The organism is Corynebacterium lipophilum, from assembly GCF_024102595.1.
In the GTDB taxonomy this organism is placed as follows: Bacteria; Actinomycetota; Actinomycetes; order Mycobacteriales; family Mycobacteriaceae; genus Corynebacterium; species Corynebacterium pseudogenitalium.
In genome coordinates, this window is the sequence record NZ_JAEUWV010000001.1 from 352,014 (window position 1) to 370,066 (window position 18,053).

General features: G+C 56.2%; 17 protein-coding genes and 1 tRNA gene. 12 read left to right on the top strand and 6 right to left on the bottom strand.

What is annotated here, in order from left to right; genetic code table 11:
• Positions 1 to 3: 3 nt before the first annotated feature.
• The 4 genes from JMN37_RS01700 to JMN37_RS01715 all read right to left on the bottom strand — a co-directional run bounded on the left by JMN37_RS01700 (position 4) and on the right by JMN37_RS01715 (position 3,116).
• Positions 4 to 660, bottom strand: a complete 657-nt coding sequence (locus tag JMN37_RS01700; RefSeq protein WP_252930877.1) for a TVP38/TMEM64 family protein — start codon at positions 658 to 660, stop codon at positions 4 to 6.
• Positions 661 to 728: 68 nt separating this feature from the next.
• Positions 729 to 814 (bottom strand) — tRNA-Leu (locus JMN37_RS01705).
• 107 nt (positions 815 to 921) lie between these two features.
• Positions 922 to 2,031: a quinone-dependent dihydroorotate dehydrogenase gene (locus tag JMN37_RS01710; RefSeq protein WP_252930878.1), complete on the bottom strand. Its 1,110-nt coding sequence runs from the start codon at positions 2,029 to 2,031 to the stop codon at positions 922 to 924.
• Between the two features lie 2 nt (positions 2,032 to 2,033).
• On the bottom strand, positions 2,034 to 3,116 hold the full coding sequence (locus JMN37_RS01715; protein ID WP_252930879.1) for a YncE family protein: 1,083 nt from the start codon (positions 3,114 to 3,116) through the stop codon (positions 2,034 to 2,036).
• On the opposite strand from JMN37_RS01715, the gene JMN37_RS01720 reads away from it, so the two are divergent.
• The 9 genes from JMN37_RS01720 (at position 3,115) to JMN37_RS01760 (ending at position 12,117) form a co-directional block, all read left to right on the top strand.
• Positions 3,115 to 3,972 carry an undecaprenyl-diphosphate phosphatase gene (locus JMN37_RS01720; RefSeq protein ID WP_252930880.1) on the top strand — a complete coding sequence of 286 codons (858 nt, stop codon included), beginning with the start codon at positions 3,115 to 3,117 and terminating at the stop codon, positions 3,970 to 3,972. The two genes, JMN37_RS01715 and JMN37_RS01720, sit on opposite strands and share 2 nt — an antisense overlap.
• A gap of 64 nt (positions 3,973 to 4,036) precedes the next feature.
• Positions 4,037 to 5,266 (top strand): cysteine--1-D-myo-inosityl 2-amino-2-deoxy-alpha-D-glucopyranoside ligase, encoded by a 1,230-nt coding sequence (gene mshC, locus JMN37_RS01725; RefSeq protein ID WP_252930881.1) that lies wholly within the window; start codon positions 4,037 to 4,039, stop codon positions 5,264 to 5,266.
• Positions 5,259 to 5,642: a hypothetical protein gene (locus tag JMN37_RS01730; protein WP_070477117.1), complete on the top strand. Its 384-nt coding sequence runs from the start codon at positions 5,259 to 5,261 to the stop codon at positions 5,640 to 5,642. The genes mshC and JMN37_RS01730 overlap by 8 nt, the downstream gene beginning before the upstream one ends.
• The gene (locus JMN37_RS01735; protein ID WP_246814877.1) at positions 5,635 to 6,303 is read left to right on the top strand and encodes an HAD family hydrolase; all 669 of its coding nucleotides are present in this window, start codon (positions 5,635 to 5,637) and stop codon (positions 6,301 to 6,303) included. Before JMN37_RS01730 ends, JMN37_RS01735 begins: the two co-directional genes overlap by 8 nt.
• A 41-nt stretch (positions 6,304 to 6,344) precedes the next feature.
• On the top strand, positions 6,345 to 6,608 hold the full coding sequence (locus tag JMN37_RS01740; RefSeq protein WP_252930882.1) for a phosphoribosyl-ATP diphosphatase: 264 nt from the start codon (positions 6,345 to 6,347) through the stop codon (positions 6,606 to 6,608).
• 12 nt (positions 6,609 to 6,620) lie between these two features.
• Positions 6,621 to 7,469 (top strand): ATP phosphoribosyltransferase, encoded by an 849-nt coding sequence (gene hisG, locus JMN37_RS01745; protein WP_070362458.1) that lies wholly within the window; start codon positions 6,621 to 6,623, stop codon positions 7,467 to 7,469.
• A gap of 101 nt (positions 7,470 to 7,570) precedes the next feature.
• Positions 7,571 to 8,992 (top strand): aspartate ammonia-lyase, encoded by a 1,422-nt coding sequence (gene aspA / locus JMN37_RS01750; RefSeq protein WP_070362459.1) that lies wholly within the window; start codon positions 7,571 to 7,573, stop codon positions 8,990 to 8,992.
• A 104-nt stretch (positions 8,993 to 9,096) separates the two neighbouring features.
• Positions 9,097 to 10,410, top strand: a complete 1,314-nt coding sequence (locus JMN37_RS01755) for an anaerobic C4-dicarboxylate transporter (protein ID WP_070976914.1) — start codon at positions 9,097 to 9,099, stop codon at positions 10,408 to 10,410.
• 15 nt (positions 10,411 to 10,425) lie between these two features.
• Positions 10,426 to 12,117 carry a formate--tetrahydrofolate ligase gene (locus tag JMN37_RS01760; protein WP_252930883.1) on the top strand — a complete coding sequence of 564 codons (1,692 nt, stop codon included), beginning with the start codon at positions 10,426 to 10,428 and terminating at the stop codon, positions 12,115 to 12,117.
• 29 nt (positions 12,118 to 12,146) lie between these two features.
• On the opposite strand, the gene JMN37_RS01765 is transcribed toward JMN37_RS01760, so the two are convergent.
• Positions 12,147 to 12,956, bottom strand: coding sequence for a RecB family exonuclease (locus JMN37_RS01765; protein WP_252930884.1), 810 nt, complete (start codon positions 12,954 to 12,956; stop codon positions 12,147 to 12,149).
• Positions 12,957 to 13,000: 44 nt separating this feature from the next.
• Between JMN37_RS01765 and JMN37_RS01770 the strand changes: the two genes are divergently transcribed.
• Genes JMN37_RS01770 through arc form a run of 3 tightly spaced genes read left to right on the top strand, consistent with a single transcriptional unit; the run spans position 13,001 to position 16,622 of the window.
• Entirely contained in the window at positions 13,001 to 14,245 is a 1,245-nt protein-coding gene (locus JMN37_RS01770; RefSeq protein WP_252930885.1) for a M18 family aminopeptidase, read from the top strand.
• A gap of 15 nt (positions 14,246 to 14,260) precedes the next feature.
• Positions 14,261 to 15,094: a tRNA (adenine-N1)-methyltransferase gene (locus JMN37_RS01775; RefSeq protein WP_070477125.1), complete on the top strand. Its 834-nt coding sequence runs from the start codon at positions 14,261 to 14,263 to the stop codon at positions 15,092 to 15,094.
• A gap of 10 nt (positions 15,095 to 15,104) precedes the next feature.
• Positions 15,105 to 16,622 carry a proteasome ATPase gene (gene arc / locus JMN37_RS01780; RefSeq protein ID WP_071572623.1) on the top strand — a complete coding sequence of 506 codons (1,518 nt, stop codon included), beginning with the start codon at positions 15,105 to 15,107 and terminating at the stop codon, positions 16,620 to 16,622.
• On the opposite strand, the gene pdxR is transcribed toward arc, so the two are convergent.
• Positions 16,611 to 18,044 (bottom strand): MocR-like pyridoxine biosynthesis transcription factor PdxR, encoded by a 1,434-nt coding sequence (gene pdxR, locus JMN37_RS01785; RefSeq protein WP_252930886.1) that lies wholly within the window; start codon positions 18,042 to 18,044, stop codon positions 16,611 to 16,613. The two genes, arc and pdxR, sit on opposite strands and share 12 nt — an antisense overlap.
• Positions 18,045 to 18,053: the final 9 nt, after the last annotated feature.

An 18,053-nucleotide genomic window follows, 5' to 3' on the forward strand; every position in this document is an offset into this window, starting at 1 on the left:
CCTTTACTCTTCTATTCGACGCGGCTTCGCCGGGTGGCGCGCGTCGATAATCAGTCCTGTCACGCCAAGAACAGACAGTGCAAACACGGCGCCGAGAAGCACTGGGTTTGCATCTCCGCTCAACGTGTCTCCGAACAATGCAACGAGAATCGTGTTAGGAGCCGAGCCGATGAGCGTTGCCCCCATGAACGGCAAAAGCCGGACTCGACTTAGCGCTGAAGCGTAGTTCATGACCGAGAAAGGGATACCGGGGATGAGTCGCAGGCTCATTACAGCCAGCCAACCGCGCTGTTCCAACCGCTCATTAATCATGTGAAGCTTGGGGTGAGAAATATTGCTCTCAACCCAGTCACGTAAAAGAAACCGCACAACAGTTAGCGAAAGACCTGCTGAGGCCGTCGTTGCGGTAATAGCGAGCAGAATCCCGAACCAACCGCCGAACAGAACACCGGAGGAAATGGTGAGCAACGTACGGGGGATCGGGAACTGCGTGATGAGTACGTAGAGCAGCCAAAAAACGACTGGGAACCAGGCTCCCGTACTATCAGCCCACTCGCGAAACGTCGACAGCGAAGGTATTTCAAAGAAGCGCCACACCCACAGTGCAATTGCGAGAAGTACCAAAATGACCATCACGCGTAGTGGTGACTGTTGGCGCATCCGTTTGCCCTTCGTCTTTAAGTGCGGCCTAAACAAAAAACCGGCTTCCTGGAGGAAGCCGGTCATTGTGCCCGGAGGGGGACTTGAACCCCCACGTCCGTTAATAGGACACTAGCACCTCAAGCTAGCGCGTCTGCCATTCCGCCACCCGGGCTGGGTGTTTTGCTTTCAACCTCTCGGCTGGGCACTTGCACTACTATAGAGTGACGTTGATTCAAGATGCAAATCGCCAGTACAAGTGCCCAAACGTAGGCCACCAAGCTAGTCGGAGTTCAAGGCGATCCAGGGGAGTTCGGAGCCAACAGCATCTGTAATATTGGAAAGTCCATGGGCTTTAAGTTGCTTCTGTAAGTCCTTGTGAATTCGGTAGATCCACCCCGGACCACCGTAAATAAACGGCGTATACCCCTGGAGAAGGCTTGCGCCGGATGTAATACGCTCCCATGCCTGCTCTGGTGTCGAAATGCCACCGGAACTGACCAGTACGAGTTGGTCGCTGACTCGCGCATGGAGACGCCGCAAAACCTCCAGCGCGCGGCTGTTGAGCGGCGCGCCGGAAATACCACCCGCCCCCATGGCTTCCACTTCGGCAGCATCGGTTCGAAGGCCTTCGCGGGAGATGGTCGTATTGGTCGCCACGATGCCGGCAAGGTTCATTTCGACGGCCAGATCTGCAACTGCATCGATATCCTCGTCGCTGAGATCAGGAGCAATTTTTACCAGCACAGGCGTCGTAGTTGCCGTAGTAACCACGTCAAGGATTGGCCTCAACGATTCAACTGACTGAAGGTTGCGAAGCCCAGGGGTGTTTGGGGAAGAAACATTGACCACGAGGTAGTCCGCCAGAGGGCCGAGCACAGTCGCGGTAGCTCGGTAGTCGCCAACCGCGTCCTCGGAGAGCTTATTTTTCCCGATGTTGATTCCAACGATCTCAGGAGTCTTCCGGGCTCGGAGACGCTCTGCAATGCTCAGCGCGCCATCGTTGTTGAAGCCCATTCGGTTGAGGATCGCTTTGTCCTTCGGCAAGCGATAGAGCCGTGGACGTTCGTTTCCGGGCTGCGCCTTCGGGGTCACAGTTCCTAATTCCGCATAACCGAAACCGATCGCCGACCACGTGTCCGGAGCTTCCGCGTTCTTATCGAATCCTGCAGCGAGACCCACCGGGGCGGGGAAACGCACGCCGAACAACGTCTGCTCGAGAAGCGGGCCGTCGACACGTACGACACGAGTCATAGCTCGGGTGAGGGGAGTTAGGCGTTGTAGGGTTTTCAGCCCGCCCATGATGATGTCGTGGATGCGCTCAGGCGGAATTGTAAACATTCCCCGAAGTGCGAGCCCATATACCGTGTCGTATAAATTGCGTTGATTCATTTCTATTTGGCCTCAATGCTTTCAGTGGAAACTATTTGCAGGCCACTACCTGACGCAGATCCGATAATGAGTGTTCCGTCAGAGAGCGCTGCAATACTTTGTGCATCTGGAACTGTACTGACCTGAGCACGTTCAACGGGGACGCCGTGGGAAATGTCATAGGCAGTCGCCAGGTTCCTTTCGGTTGAAGTCACCCACGCGAGCTTATTAGCGCTATCCCACGCGACGTCCCACGCTCCGGAGGGCACCGGCACACTCTGCTGGAGACGAATGACTTCATTGGTGGTGTACACGAGTAGCTGGTTACCCGTCGCATCCGCAGCGAGCACCAGACCGTGCTCTCCGGCAGCAACCTTGCCGACGCCAAGCCCAGCGCGCAACGTTGCCCCCTGACGTCCAGTGCCCCAATCAAGGTCCTGAATGGTGGTGTCAAATGTGTTCACGCGCACCACGGAATCGGCACCACCATCTACCGGAACAGCCTGCAGCTGGTCAGTTTCGCGCGCGACAGAAAACTCCTTTTTGAGCTCACCGTTGCTGTACAACCACACTGATTTCGCACTGTCGCTTCCGGCTAAAACACTGCCGTCCGAGGCGACAGTTGCCACAGTCACCGGGTGGTCGGTAGCAACTTTTTGAAGCCCCTCTCTGTTAATGATGGCAATGAAATCTCCGCACCCTACCGCAAACTGACCAGCGTTTGCCGAGACCTCACCGCAAGCATCCTCCAACTTGAACTCTTCAACTCGGTTTTCTTCGAATTGTGCGCTGGTCCCAACGTAAAGCGCATCCGGGGTGCGCACACCAATCAAGTCGTTCGTTTGATCCACATCGACGATGGTGTCAAATTGAAGCAACTGGCCGTCAGGATGTGCCGAAGGGGGTGACGCAACTGGTTGAGCGCTACCCATACTTATGGCGTCATTTGGGTCAACGACATCGGGGGTACACGCCGCAACAGCCAAAGCTACGGCCATAATGGGCAGCATTAAGGCGACTTTTCGTTTTGTTCTCACGGAGGTCAACCTTATCAATGCTGTACGCATGTGGGGATTTTTCTCCGCACGGGTAAGGTTTTCCAACATGATTGCCGCCTCTCAGTTAGCAGAGTCAATGACATGGGCTCAAGTGATTGTCCTCTCGGTCGTCCAAGGCTTAACCGAGTTCCTTCCAGTCTCATCGTCAGGACACCTCCGCATTGTGTCCGAGCTTTTGTGGGGCGAGGACGCTGGCGCGAGTTTTACCGCTGTCATTCAGCTCGGCACCGAACTCGCTGTGCTGGTCTTCTTTGCGAAGGACATTTGGAGGTTCCTCTCTGGATGGTGTGTCGGACTGTTTGATAAGACGAAGCGCGGGTTCGATTACCGGATGGGGTGGATGGTCATCGCTGGCACTATTCCAGTCGGGGTGCTTGGCTTTGCTCTGAAAGACTTGATCCGTGAGAACTTCCGCAACCTTTGGATTACTGCAACGGTTCTCATTTTGTTTTCGTTCGTGTTCATCTTGGCGGAAAAGCGCGGGACGAAAAAGCGTAGCTTCGAGCAGCTGACAGTAAAAGATGCCATCGTGATGGGCCTGTGGCAGTGTCTAGCTCTCATTCCGGGTGTTTCGCGTTCGGGCGGCACTATTTCGGGCGGTCTCTTTTTGAACCTTGAGCGGGAAGTAGCAACTCGTTTTTCGTTCCTCTTAGCTATCCCGGCAGTGCTCGCATCAGGCATCTTCTCACTACCGGATGCGTTTGATCCGCAAGCAGGGCAAGCAGCAACAGGTCTGCAGTTGCTCGTCGGAAGCGCTATCGCATTTGTTTTGGGATATATTTCCATTGCTTGGCTGCTGAAGTTTGTTTCGCACCACTCATTCTCCTGGTTTGCTGCGTACCGCATACCTCTTGGCATCATCGTGATGGCGCTGCTGGCTACCGGAGTTATGCAACCGGTGTAGGCAACGCTTGCCTTTGAACGCCGGTAACCGCGCATGATGAGCGTGCCGCGGTATGGTGGTCACTATGCATTCTTGGCCACAACCTGTAGTCCCTGCTGTCTCTGGTACTCCGGTGCCGCTGTCTCTGTATGACACCGCAGATAGGGTGGTAAAGCCCGTTAACACAGCTGCCCATCACTCGGGGAAGGTGGGGATGTACGTCTGCGGCATCACCCCATACGACTCCACTCACCTTGGACACGCAGCTACGTACCTCTCCTTTGATCTCATCTACCGTCAGCTCCTTGCTAACGGCCACGACGTTCATTACGTGCAGAACATCACCGATGTCGACGATCCATTGTTCGAGCGCGCGGAGCGAGACGGCGTCGATTGGCGCGAGCTGGGAACCGAACAGATCAACCTTTTCCGCAGCGACATGGAAGTGCTCTCAGTCATCCCGCCTCAGGACTATGTTGGCGCGATGGAGACTGTCGATGAGGTCATTGAGATGGTGCAGCGCTTGCTCGACGTCGGCGCAGCGTACCGTTTAGACCACGGTGATATTTACGCTGATATCACCGCAACCAAACAGTTTGGATACGAGTCAAACATGACGCGCGAGCAGATGGAGCATTTCTTTGCCGAGCGCGGGGGAGACCCTGACCGTGAGGGGAAACGAGACACACTCGATGCGCTGGTGTGGCGTGGACACAGGGAAGGGGAGCCCGCGTGGGATTCTGCCTTCGGCCCCGGCCGCCCAGGTTGGCATGTCGAGTGTTCTGCCATCGCTGCGAACCGTCTCGGCGTACCGTTTGCAATCCAAGGCGGAGGCTCGGACCTAGCGTTTCCACATCACGAGTTTTCTGCCGCGCATGCTGAGGCTGCGACTGGAGAGCAACGGATGGCGCACCACTACGTGCACGCGGGAATGATCGCGCTTGAGGGAGTGAAGATGTCGAAATCTCTCGGCAATCTCGTCTTTGTACACAAGCTGACGGAACAGGGACACTCAGCGTCCGCGATCCGCCTTGCCGTCTTCTCCGGCCACTATCGCCAAGACCGCGATTTCTCCTACGAGGCACTCGATCAAGCAGAGCATCGGCTCAAGTCGTGGCACACAATTCTTTCTCAGACAGATCAGCAGTCTCGCGTGGAGCAGACAATTCAAGATTTGCGCCAGGCCCTTGCTGACGACCTCGACACACCAACTGCGATTCAAATTATCGACGCCGCCAAAGGCGATTACAACGGGTTACTTCGACAAGCTATCGAAGGCTTACTCGGTGTAAAGGTAGGCAGCAACGATGAGTAGTCTCCGATCCACATTCCAATCCGATGTCGACGAGTTCATCGAGGATTTGAGGGTGTTTGCATCCGGTGAATATTTGCAAGAGCAGGACCTCGAACTCTGGGAAGCCCCATTTGACCCTGCCGTACTACCTGAGCTCCGTGAAATCCTCGAGATTTTTCTCGACACTGCGTCGCTCGTCGCGCAGCCGGTTGACGACGCCACCATCAGCGACCTCTACACGGGCCTCATTGCCAATCTTGAAGAGTTCAACGCTAAGCATCAATATGCCGTGCTCGAGCCAGAGGAGATGTCGGACATCGAGGGAATTTTCGCGAAGGTCTCGGCACAGATTGGCGCGGATCCATCCGTCGTCCAGGAGCTGTTCAATCGTGAGTAGGGTTCGCGCTCCCCAAGCTGTGCTGTGGGATATGGATGGGACGCTCATCAATACCGAGCCGCTTTGGGCGCAAGCAACCTTTGAGCTGTCTGAGTTTTTGGGCAAGAGGCTTTCTGCGGAGGAGCGTCGAAAAGCGGAGGGCGTCAGTTTCCCCACAGCGTTGAGCATCATCACTACTTGGACCGGGTATTCCTTGCAGCCCGGAGATACAGAGCGGCTGAAGCGGTGGATGCAAGAACGGATGCAGCAACTCCTAGGGCAAGGTATTGAGCTGAACCCGGGAATACGCCACGTCCTTGACATACTGCGGGACCATGGCATTCCGATGGCCATTGCGACGAACACGGAACGCGCGCTCGCTCAAACCTGCATTGACTTCATCGGAAACGATTACTTTCAAGCAACCGTGACTGGAGATGAGGTATCCAACCCAAAACCAGCTCCGGATATGTATCTGAAAGCAGCGCAATTGGTTGGTGCTGAGCCGTCGCGCTGTATCGCAGTTGAAGACTCTCAGGCGGGAATGCAAGCAGCGATTAGGGCAGGTGCACGGGTGCTCGGCTTGGCCGACTATGTCCCGAAGCCGGCCACAAGAATCACCTTCAGCGATTTACAGTCTGCGACACTTCATGATGTTGCAAGGTGGTATTCCGCGCCATAAACCGCGCTCAAAGCTCTTCTGTTTCCGCTAAGGTGTTGTGCGTGAAGGACTTCGATCAACTTTTTGCTCAGCTCACTGAAACTGCCGACTCCAAGCGCTCTGACTCAAGCACGGTGCAAGCGCTAGAGAAGGGCGCCCATTTCATCGGCAAGAAAATCATCGAAGAAGCTGGTGAAGTGTGGATCGCTGCCGAGTATCAGTCTGACGAGGAGCTGGCGGAAGAGATGAGCCAGCTGATGTACTGGACCCAGGTAATGATGCTGCAACGCGGTCTTACCCCTGATGACATCTATAAATACCTCTAAGGATTTCGCCTGATGATTAAGTTTGCGGTTCCAAATAAAGGCTCTTTGTCAGAGAAGGCTCTCCAGATCCTCAAAGAAGCCGGCTACAAGGGGAGGGGCACATCAAAGGCCCTGAATATCTGGGATGAAGAAAACGGCATTGAGTTCTTCTTCCTGCGTCCAAACGACATCGCTATCTACGTTGCTCAAGGCCACCTTGACCTGGGTATCACTGGGCGAGATTTGGCACTCAATTCCCATGCCGAAGTAGAAGAAGTACTTCCGTTGAGCTTTGGTGCATCAACGTTCCGGTTTGCTGCCCCGCAGTCTGAAACGTGGGCGGTGCCTGATTTGGAGGGTAAGCGGATAGCGACTTCATACCCGCACCTCGTGATTGACTATCTTGACGGGCTCGGCATCACTCCGAAGGAAGTCATTGAGCTTGACGGCGCTGTTGAGATTTCGATCAAGTTGGGCGTCGCGGACGTTATTGCTGACGTCGTATCCACTGGTACGACGCTACGACAACATGGGCTGGCACCATTTGGGGAGCCCATTCTTGCCAGCGAAGCCGTCGTCATCAAGCGTAAGGGCGTAACGCTAGCAAACGAACATGAGGTAGTACTTCAGCGTATCCGCGGCATCTTGAACGCAGAGAACTTCCTGATGCTCGATTACAACATTTGCAGAGATGACCTCGACAAAGCCAGCGAACTTACACCAGGCATGACGGGGCCGACTGTCTCGCCGCTGTCGCGCGACAACTGGGTCGCGGTGCGCGCTATGGTTCCGCGAACCCAAGCGAATGCGGTTATGGACGCTCTCTCTGAAATTGGCGCGGAAGCCATTTTGGCCACTCAGCTGCGCATTGCACGCCTATAGGGTTTTCAATTAATCACCGATAAGTCACCCCTATCCCTATTATTGGGGTGACTAGGTGGCCCAAAAGTTGTATAGCGTCGAATTTGCGTACAATCAGTGGCATGAGTAATCGAATTGAAGAAGATCTGCTTGGCACACTCGAAGTGCCCTCCGACGTCTACTACGGCATCCACACCCTGCGTGCCGTCCACAACTTCCCGATCTCCGGCCAGACCATCAATGACCTGCCAGAGTTCATTCGTGGCATGGTGGAAGTAAAGAAAGCCACCGCACTGGCCAACAACCGCCTCCACGTTCTGCCAAAGAAGAAGGCGGACGCCATCGTCAAGGCCTGCGACGAGATCCTCGACAACGGTCGCTGCATGGACCAGTTCCCAATCGACCAGTTCCAAGGTGGCGCTGGCACGTCCCTGAACATGAACACCAACGAGGTTGTCGCAAACCTCGCTCTTGAGATCCTCGGTGAAGAAAAGGGTAGCTACGACATCATCAACCCGAATGATGACGTCAACATGTCCCAGTCCACCAACGACGCATACCCGACCGGCCTTCGCCTCGGTGTGTACTACGCCGTCCAGGGCCTGCTGACCGAGCTTGAGGAGCTCACCAAGGCGCTCAACGCTAAGGGTGAAGAGTTCGACGACATCATCAAGATGGGGCGCACCCAGCTCCAGGACGCAGTCCCGATGACGCTCGGCCAGGAATTCACTGGCTTCGGTGCACTGCTTGAGGAGGAACTGGACGTCATCAAGTCCGCAGCACAAGCACTGCTGACCGTCAACCTCGGTGCAACCGCAATTGGTACCGAGCTCAACACTCCAGACGGCTACCGTCAGAAGATCGTTGAGGCTCTCGCGGAAGTCACCAAGCTGGATATCAAGGGCGCACCGAACCTGATTGAGGCAACGTCCGATACCGGCGACTACGTGTGGATGCACTCCGCACTGAAGCGCGCCGCGATGAAGATCTCTAAGGTATGTAACGACCTTCGCCTGCTGTCCTCCGGCCCACGTGCTGGCCTGAACGAGATCAACCTGCCGGAAATGCAGGCTGGCTCTTCGATCATGCCTGCGAAGGTGAACCCTGTCATCCCTGAGGTTGTAAACCAGGTGTGCTTCAAGGTCTTCGGCAACGACGTTGCCGTCCTGACCGCATCTGAGGCCGGCCAGCTCCAGCTCAATGTCATGGAGCCGGTAGTTGCCGAGGCCCTGTTCAATTCCATCCGTCTCCTCACCAACGCCGTTCGTACGCTACGTGAGAAGTGCATCGTTGGCATCACCGCTAACAAGGATGTGTGTGAGGCCTTTGTGAACAACTCCATCGGCATCATCACATACCTGAACCCAGTGATCGGCCACCACAATGGTGACGTCATCGGTAAGGAAGCTGCTGCTACGGGTAAGAGCGTTCGTGATCTTGTTCTCGAGCGTGGCCTGCTCACGGAGGAGGAGCTGAAGGTTGTGCTGGGCAAGGACAACTTGATGCACCCAGAGTACCGCGGCGAATTTTTCGACGAGGACTAATCAACCAAAAGTAGTAAATCTCACACTCCCCTGATTCGGTAGTTATCGCCTCTTAGTGCGATAATGGAAACGAATACTAATTCGACCGAATCAGGGGAGTTCCTGTGTTACTTGTGATACAACTCATCATTCTGTTCGGCGCCATTGTGCTCGGCGCCCGGATGGGTTCCATTGCTATCGGTTTTGCCGGTGGCCTTGGCGTTTTGCTTCTCGGACTCACTGGCATGTCCGTAACTGCCGATGACATCCCCTTTGATGTCATCGGCATCATCATGTGTGTGATCGCTGCTATTTCTGCAATGCAGCTGGCGGGGGGCATGGACTACCTCGTTTACCTCGCTGAGAAGTTCCTACGCCGCAATCCAAAGCGCGTCACAGTGTACGCGCCAATCGTTACTTGGTTGATGACCGTGCTGGCAGGCACTGGCCACACCGCTTTTTCCACTCTTCCAGTTATCGTTGAGGTTGCTAAGGAGGGCGAAGTTCGCCCGTCCCGCCCGCTTTCGGTCGCAGTCATCGCATCACAGATGGCAATTGTTGCCTCGCCGATTTCTGCTGCAGTCGTCTTTATGGCCTCCGTACTTGAGCCACTGGGCGTCGGATACCTGCAGTTGCTCGGCGTCATGATTCCTGCGACCTTCCTCGCGATCTTCCCAACCGCTTGGGTTTCAAACAAGCTTGGTAAAGACCTTGTTGACGACGAGGTGTACCAGCGTCGCCTCGCAGACGGATTGGTTGCAAAGTCCACGACTACTTCGAGCAGCTACCAGCCGAAGGACGGCGCGAAGGCATCCGTGTGGATCTTCCTTGTCGCAATTGTCATCGTTATGTTCTACGCGACGATCATCTCCGATCAGATCGGTCTCATCGAGAACCCAACCGTCCCTCGTAACGAGGCAATCATGGCGATCATGCTTTCGGCTGCCGCTGCGATCCTGCTGATTACGAAGTCCCGCGCAGCTGAGGTCTTGAACACCCAGGTGTTCCGCTCCGGTATGTCCGCGTCAGTTTGTGTGCTCGGTGTTGCTTGGCTGGGTACCACCTTCATCAACCATTACATTGAGGACATTCAGAACATCGCTGGCGACGTCTTGACGGCACAGCCGTGGCTGCTTGCTGTCGTCCTGTTCTTCGCAGCGTCGCTGCTGTACTCGCAGGCCGCTACCGCGAAGGCACTTATCCCAGCTGCTCTCGCTATTGGCGTCAGCCCGCTCACCGCTGTTGCAGCATTCCCAGCAGTGTCCGCACTGTTCGTGCTGCCGACGTACCCAACCCTGCTTGCAGCAGTGGAGATGGACGACACGGGCTCGACCCGAATCGGCAAGTACGTCTTCGACCACCCATTCATTCTGCCGGGTATCGTCTGCATCGCAGTCTCGGTAATTCTCGGCTATCTCATTGGGGCGGTGCTGATTTAAAGCTAAACTAGGGGCATGTCTACACAACATCACGACAGCCCCAAGTCCGAAGTTCTAACTGATGTGGAGATCGCTCAAGCGCATACGCTTGAACCGATCTCCACTATTGCGTTCAAGGCCGGTATTTCCGAAGATGCGCTGATTCCATATGGCAAGTACATGGCCAAGGTCGACCCCTCGCTTGTCCAGGACGATAAGCAAGGCAAGATCATTCTTGTCACAGGTGTTTCCCCAACCCCAGCGGGGGAGGGGAAGTCGACTACCCTGATTGGCCTTACCGATGCGTTCACGAATCTTGGCAAAGACGCCATCGTTGCACTCCGTGAACCGTCGCTCGGCCCTGTGATGGGTTTGAAGGGCGGCGCGGCAGGTGGTGGCTACTCGCAGGTGGTTCCGATGGAGAACATTAACCTCCACTTCACTGGGGACTTCCACGCGATTACCAGTGCGAACAATACGTTGGCTGCGATGATCGACAACCACATTCACCAGGGCAACGAGTTGAATATCGACCCGCGGCGTATTACGTGGCAGCGGTGCTTGGACGTCAACGATCGTTCCCTGCGAAACGTAGTAACTGGTCTGGGGGGACCAGCCCACGGAGTACCGACGGAGACTGGATTTACGATTACTGCGGCTTCGGAAATTATGGCAATCCTCGGTCTTGCGAACGACCTTGACGACCTCCACGAACGCCTGGCACAAATCACTGTCGGTTTTACCTACGATCGCAAGCCGGTGACTGCGGGTGAGCTTAATGCAGCCGGGGCTATGACAGCGCTGCTAAAAGACGCATTGAAGCCGAACCTTGTGCAGACCATGGGTGGCACTCCTGCATTTATCCATGGCGGTCCGTTTGCAAACATTGCCCATGGTTGCAACACCTTGATTGCCACGAAGACAGCACAGAAGTGTGCTGACTACGTCTTTACGGAAGCAGGATTCGGGGCTGATCTCGGCGCGGAAAAGTTCTTCGATATCAAGTCACATTACGGTGACCTCGACGTGGCTGGCGCGGTAGTGGTCGCCACTATCCGTTCTATCAAGTACAACGGTGGTGTTGACCGCTCCGATCTCAAGTCTGAAAACCTGGATGCGCTGGCGAAGGGCATTGTGAACCTTGAGCGGCACGTCGAAAACCTTCGTAAATTTGGTGTCCGCCCTGTCGTGGCGCTCAATCTGTTCACTTCTGACACGGATCGTGAGCGCGCTTGGATGGCAAAGTGGGCGAAGGATTTCGGTGTTGCACTGGAAGAGGCCGAGGTATGGGCGAAAGGCGGTAAAGGCGCCGAGAAGCTGGCAAAGACGGTCCTCGACAATCTGGTCGAAGGTGCTTCGTCGTCGCTGTACAACCCGGAGGAAGGTGTCGAGCAGTCAATCGAGACGATTGCCCGCGAGGTATACCGCGCGGCAGATGTTCAGTACTCGGATGCGGCACGGAAAGACCTCGAGAACTTGCGTGCGAGTGGTGCAGATGCCCTACCGGTATGTATCTCGAAAACGCAGTACTCGTTTAGCGACGACCCCTCTCGCCTCGGAGCGCCTGAGGGGCACACACTGCATGTGCGTCAGCTCATTCCGCGTACGGGTGCCGGATTCGTACTAGCACTCACTGGTGCTGTAATGACGATGCCTGGCCTGCCGAAAAATCCAGCAGCCAACAACATTGATGTCGATTCGAGTGGCAACATCAAGGGGCTATTCTAGTTTTAGCCTGCAGTGGTCCGTAGCGGTGTTTACTCCACATCCGCCGCGGACCCCGGCCACCCAAGGTACTGCGGTGGCGTCCCGCCGAACTCCGGGCAGTACGCCTGAAACGCACACCAATCACAGAGCCTGGAACGTTTTGGTCGGAACTGTCCGGTTTCACCGTCACGGGTAATTTTGGCCCAAAGTTCACCGAGGTCGCGCTCGAAGTACTCGAGTTCTTCACTTGAAGGGGTAAGGAAGAGTGAGTCTGCCACCTTGAGATACATGAGCCGCAGTTGATCAGGTATTTCGTTGAAAAGCCGCCAGTACACCAGTGCGTAGAAGCGCATCTGGAACTTCGCGTCGTGTGAGAACCTTGGCTGTGGTTTCTTGCCGGTCTTGTAGTCAACGACCCTGATTTCACCAGTTGGCGCGACGTCAACGCGGTCGATGAAGCCTCGCACGGGCACACCGTTAGGCAGCACAGTATTGACGTACATTTCTTGCTTGTGTGAGTCAAAGCCAAGTGGGTTTTCCATCTGGAAATATCCGCGTAGGAGCGTGCGGGCGTCGATAAAAAGCAGTTGTTCGTCCTCGATGGGGTCTGCAACGCTGGGGTCCTGTTCGCACATCTTCTGCCATGCGGGAACGATGAGTTTGACCGCCGCAGGGTAGGTGCGTTGTTCGCGTTCCATCCCAAACAGTTCCTCGAGGACGGCATGCACGAGGGTGCCTTTGACCTGGGGCTCAGTTTTGGGTTCTTCGATTTTGTCGATCGCTCGCAGCCTGTAGAGCAGTGGGCACTGCTGGTAGTCGGACGCGCGCGAGGGGGACAGGGCTAACGGTTTCGCTTTCATATTCGTCCTATCCTAGTGGTTTCTCTCGAGCTAGACTCGCACGTATGACTACATCGATTGATTCGTTTCTTCGATTTCTTAGTGCGAGCCCGAGCGCGTTCCACGCAGCTAACCAAGTTCGCTCGTTGCTCGTAGGCAAAGGATTTCTTGACGACGCCAGCTCCACTGCATCTCCCACAACTCCGGGTGGCCATGTGGCCGTCGAAGGAGGGGCAGTCGTAGCGTGGTGGATACCCGAAGAGTTTGACTCCGAGACCAGCCGATTTCGGGTTGTTGGGTCACATACGGATTCCCCGGGGCTTATGGTGAAGCCGAGGCCTGACGTTGAGGGAGAGGGGGTACATCAGGTAGCGGTTGAGGTCTACGGCGGGCCGATTTTGCAGAGTTGGTTCGACCGTGACCTTGCCTTTGCGGGGCGTGTGGTTGACTCGAGTGGGAAGACCCATTTAGTAAATACTGGTCCGATTGCTCGGGTCCCGAACCTCGCAATTCACTTGTACCGAGCGGATACGCCTCCTGTTGAGCGCCAACAACACACGCAGCCGGTGCTCGGCGTGGATCGTCCGCTCTTGGAAGTCATCGGTGAGCAGATCGGGCTCGACGGTGAGCAGGTAGTTGCACATGAACTGATCTCGGTGGATACGCAAGAAGGTGCAGTCATCGGTGACATGCTGATGGCAGGCAGGCTAGACAACCTTTCGAGCGTGTGGGCGAGCCTAGAAGCGCTGATTGAAGCCCAACGTGAGGCAACACATTCCGATGTATTGGTTCTCGTCGCGTTCAACCACGAAGAGGTCGGTTCAAACTCACCGACGGGCGCAGCAGGCCCACTACTCGAGCGATTCCTACGACGAATCGCGTCCGGGCTGGGGGTCAATGACTTCCTGAGCCTCTGCGCTAGGTCTTCGATGATCTCAGCCGACGCGGCTCACGCGGTGCACCCGAACTATGCAACAAAGCACGATCCTTCGCACCGCCCCTTGCTGAACGCCGGGCCTGTCCTGAAGGTGAACGCAAATCAGCGCTACGCCTCCGACGCGGAAACTGAGGCAACGTGGCTTCGCGCTTGCGAGGCGGCGTGTGTGCCGAACCAGGTGTTCGTCGGAAACAACGACGTCCCTTGCGGTTCGACGATCGGACCTATCGCCGCGACTCGCCTTGGCATCCCTACCGTGGATGTTGGTGTTCCGTTGCTCTCGATGCACTCCGCCCGTGAAATGTGTGGGGTAGAGGATATGAAGTGGTTTGTACAGGCGATCCACGCCTTTTACACGGACGCACGAGTGTAAGGCATACTGAACAACATGTATTCAGGTCCATTTCGCGTTGGCGATAAAGTCCAACTCACGGACGCAAAGCGTCGCCACTTCACCATCCAACTCGTTGAAGGAGGGCAGTTTCACTCACATAAGGGGATTGTCAGCCACGACGACATCATCGGCGCGCACGAAGGCTCGGTGGTGAAGTCCACCTTGGGTGCGGACTATCTCTGTTTCAGGCACCTTCTCGTTGATCACGTGTTATCCATGCCGCGCGGCGCCGCGGTCATTTATCCAAAGGATGCCGCTCAGATTCTCGTCGAGGGTGACATTTTTATGGGTGCGCGCGTGTTGGAGGCCGGCGCAGGTTCCGGTGCTCTCACGATGTCGCTCTTGCGTGCTGTCGGGCCCGATGGCCATGTGTTTTCCTACGAGATTCGCGATGATCATCTGAAGTTCGCGAAAGACAACGTAGAGGACTACTTCAATGGTCGCCCTGATTGGTGGACACCACGTCTGGGAGATTTCGGTGAGGTCACTCAAGAGGACCTTGGCGGACCAGTTGACCGCGTGATCTTGGACATGGTTGAGCCGTGGCACTTCATCGACACCGTTAAGAATGTGTTGATCCCCGGTGGCGTTTTCATGACGTACGTGGCAACAGTCCCGCAGCTGATGAACATTATGGAGGGCATCCGCGAGGCAAAGTGCTTTACGGAACCTCGCGCATGGGAAACCCTGCTGCGTGAATGGAAGGTCGAAGGTCTGGCAACTCGACCAGAACACCGCATGAACGCGCACACTGCATTTCTCGTGTGGACGCGCCGACTCGCAGACGGAGTGACACCACCTCGTCCGCAACGGCGCGCACGTCGCTAAGATTCCTTGTATGACTGAACGCTTGCCCGAAGTCCAGGTACTCACACGCGACAACCAGCAGCTCCGCGCGCGCAATGCACAGCTTGCGGACATGCTCAAAACCAGTCGGGACAAGCTGCAAGAGCTCTACGAACAGGTCGAGTCCCTCGGCGACCCAGCTTCGACGTACGGCCTGTTCCTTGCGTCCACTGGCAATGGAACAGACGCTGAAGTCTTTACAAGCGGTCGGCACATGCGTGTCAAGGTCGCGCCAACGATCGCGATCGACCGAGTGAAGCCGGGGTCGCTGGTGAGGCTTGGCGATGGCAGCGTGGTACTCGAGGTCTGCCAATATCCTGCTGTGGGCCAGCTAGCTACGCTCGTTGAAAAGCTGGACGCCGGTCGCGCTATTGTGCAAGACATCCAGGGAACGGAGCACGTCGTACGGCTTACAGACGAGCTACAACGTGAAAGCCGTGCCGGTGACACGTTGCTTACTGATGTGCGCGCACAGTTCGCGTTTGAGCGCATTGCAAAGACCGAGGTGAACCAGCTTTCACTCGAAGAAGTACCCGATGTGACGTATGAGGACATCGGCGGGCTCCAAGAACAGATTGAGCTCATCCACGATGCGGTTGAGCTGCCGTTCGCGCACCCTCACCTTTACCAGCAGTATGACTTGAAGCCCCCGAAGGGCCTGCTACTGTACGGCCCGCCCGGGTGCGGTAAGACGCTGATTGCGAAAGCGGTCGCGAATTCGTTGGCGCACCGGCTTGGTCATGGTGCGTCGGCGCACTTCATCAACGTGAAGGGCCCCGAGCTGCTGAATAAGTTCGTGGGAGAGACCGAGCGTAGAATCCGGCTGATTTTCGAGCGTGCGAGGGAGCTCGCCTCGGAAGGTCGCCCCGTGATCATTTTCTTCGATGAGATGGAGTCGATCTTCCGTACCCGCGGTTCGGGGGTGTCCTCCGATATGGAAACGACAGTTGTGCCGCAGCTGCTCACAGAGATTGACGGCGTAGAAGATATTTCGAACGTCATCGTCATCGGCGCGACGAATAGGGAAGAGCTCATTGACCCTGCGATTCTCCGACCTGGACGCCTCGATATCAAGGTGCGGATTTCACGCCCGACTAGAGCTGAGGCCCTCGATATCTTCGGCCGGTACTTACGCCCTGAAGTCCCTCACGCAGCTCCTATCGAGGAGCTTGCACAGATCGCCGTCGAGGAGTTGTTCGCGCCGCGGCCTTTCGTCCGTCTCCGGTTGATTGATGGCTCTGAGGAGACGTTGCACTACTCTGACTTTGTCTCTGGTGCGATGATCGCGAACATTGTCAGCCGCGCCAAAAAGCTTGCTATCAAGGACGCTATTTCCGGCGAGTCAGATACCGGCGTTACTGCGGAGCACCTGCGTGCGGCGGTTCGCGCGGAGCAGCAGGAAAATGAGGACCTGCCAAATACTGCCGACCCAGATACTTGGTCGCGCCTAGCCGGTCGACATGGCAAGCAGGTGGTCGCTGTGGAGGTCGTCGCTAGGTCAGCATCCTAGAAACTCAGCGAGGGAGCGCGTTGCGGCATCAAAGTCTTGGTCGCTCAGCGTTGAGAAACTGAGCAGTGCAAAACAGTCTTCGCCAGCGCCAGTTGAATCACCGGTCGCGCAAACGCAGCCGACGCGTTTCAGCTGCTCCCTGAAGCGCTGCAGATCGCGTTGATGAGAAAACTCAACGATAATGTCAGCGCTACTCGTGTTGCTCATGGTGGCGTTGCTCGCACCACTGGCTTCGGCAATACGCTCGAGGAGTGGGGTTACCTGTCGACGCCGCTTCGCAAGCCGAGTGTGAAACGCCTTGGTGCTTTTCCGGACGGTGCCATCAGTCAGTAGGTGCGCGATCGCGTGTTGGGTAACTGTCGATACCGGCATTCCTAGCACTTCCCGGGTCTCTTGCACCGAGGAAAACGTATCCGGTGTGGTGACGATGTAGCCGGCGGAAAGCTGCTTGTGCAGCAGCGTTGTGAAAGTACCGAGCGTGAGCACGCTGCCTGAGTTCGGTAGAGCGCTCAGTGTCGGTTGGGGAGCGGTTCGGTAGCGCAGTTCTGTGTTGAAGTCATCCTCGATGAGCAACGTACCCGTTGCCGATGCCCATTCGAGTAACTCAACGCGTCGGCGTACTGTCATGACACCGCCAAACGGCGGCACGTGGGCTGGCGTGATGAGCAGTGCGTCGATGTCGCACGGAAGCTGCGAGACTAAGACGCCTTCGTCGTCACATTGGCAGGGCACCGTCGCATGGCCTGCGAGAGCGATCACGGAACGAAGCCCGCTGGACTCCGAAGTTTCAACACCAACTCGGACGCTGTTGCCAATAGACATCAGCGTGAGCAGCAGTCCTTCGCGGGTCCCCCCGGTGACGATGACCTCCTCCGGAGCAACGTGAAGCCCACGAGCTACTCGCAGGTGCTCGGCGATTGCAGTCCGTAGTTTCGGCTCGCCTTGTGGGTCGGCCTGTTTCGGCACGCAATATGAGGCTTCGCGCCATGCACGGTGCCAGGCTGCTGGCCGGATCATGCCGTCGATACCTGATGTTGGGACCAGCGAAAGTACTGCAGGTGTTGACGCCTCGTTGGATGCTCTTTGCCTCTGTTGTATCGACTGCTTCGGTACTCGGAGCTCAGGATGAATCCTTGTTGGTGCTCCCTGCGTGGTATCCAGATAGCCTTCGCTGATGAGCTGATCGAACGCGCTGACCACGGTCCCACGCGATACGCCGAGTTGGGTAGCAAGCTCGCGGGTAGATGCGATGGTGTCTCCGGGTCGCAGTGTGCCTTCGGCAACCGCGGTTCGGATTTGCGCTGCGATTTGAGCAGGAAGTGAAAGTGATGCGTTACGCGAGACTGGAAAGAACATATTCACCAACTGGTACAAAATATTGCCATAAAACTGGACCTCGTAATCGTCCAGATCGTACCGCATGATGGAACC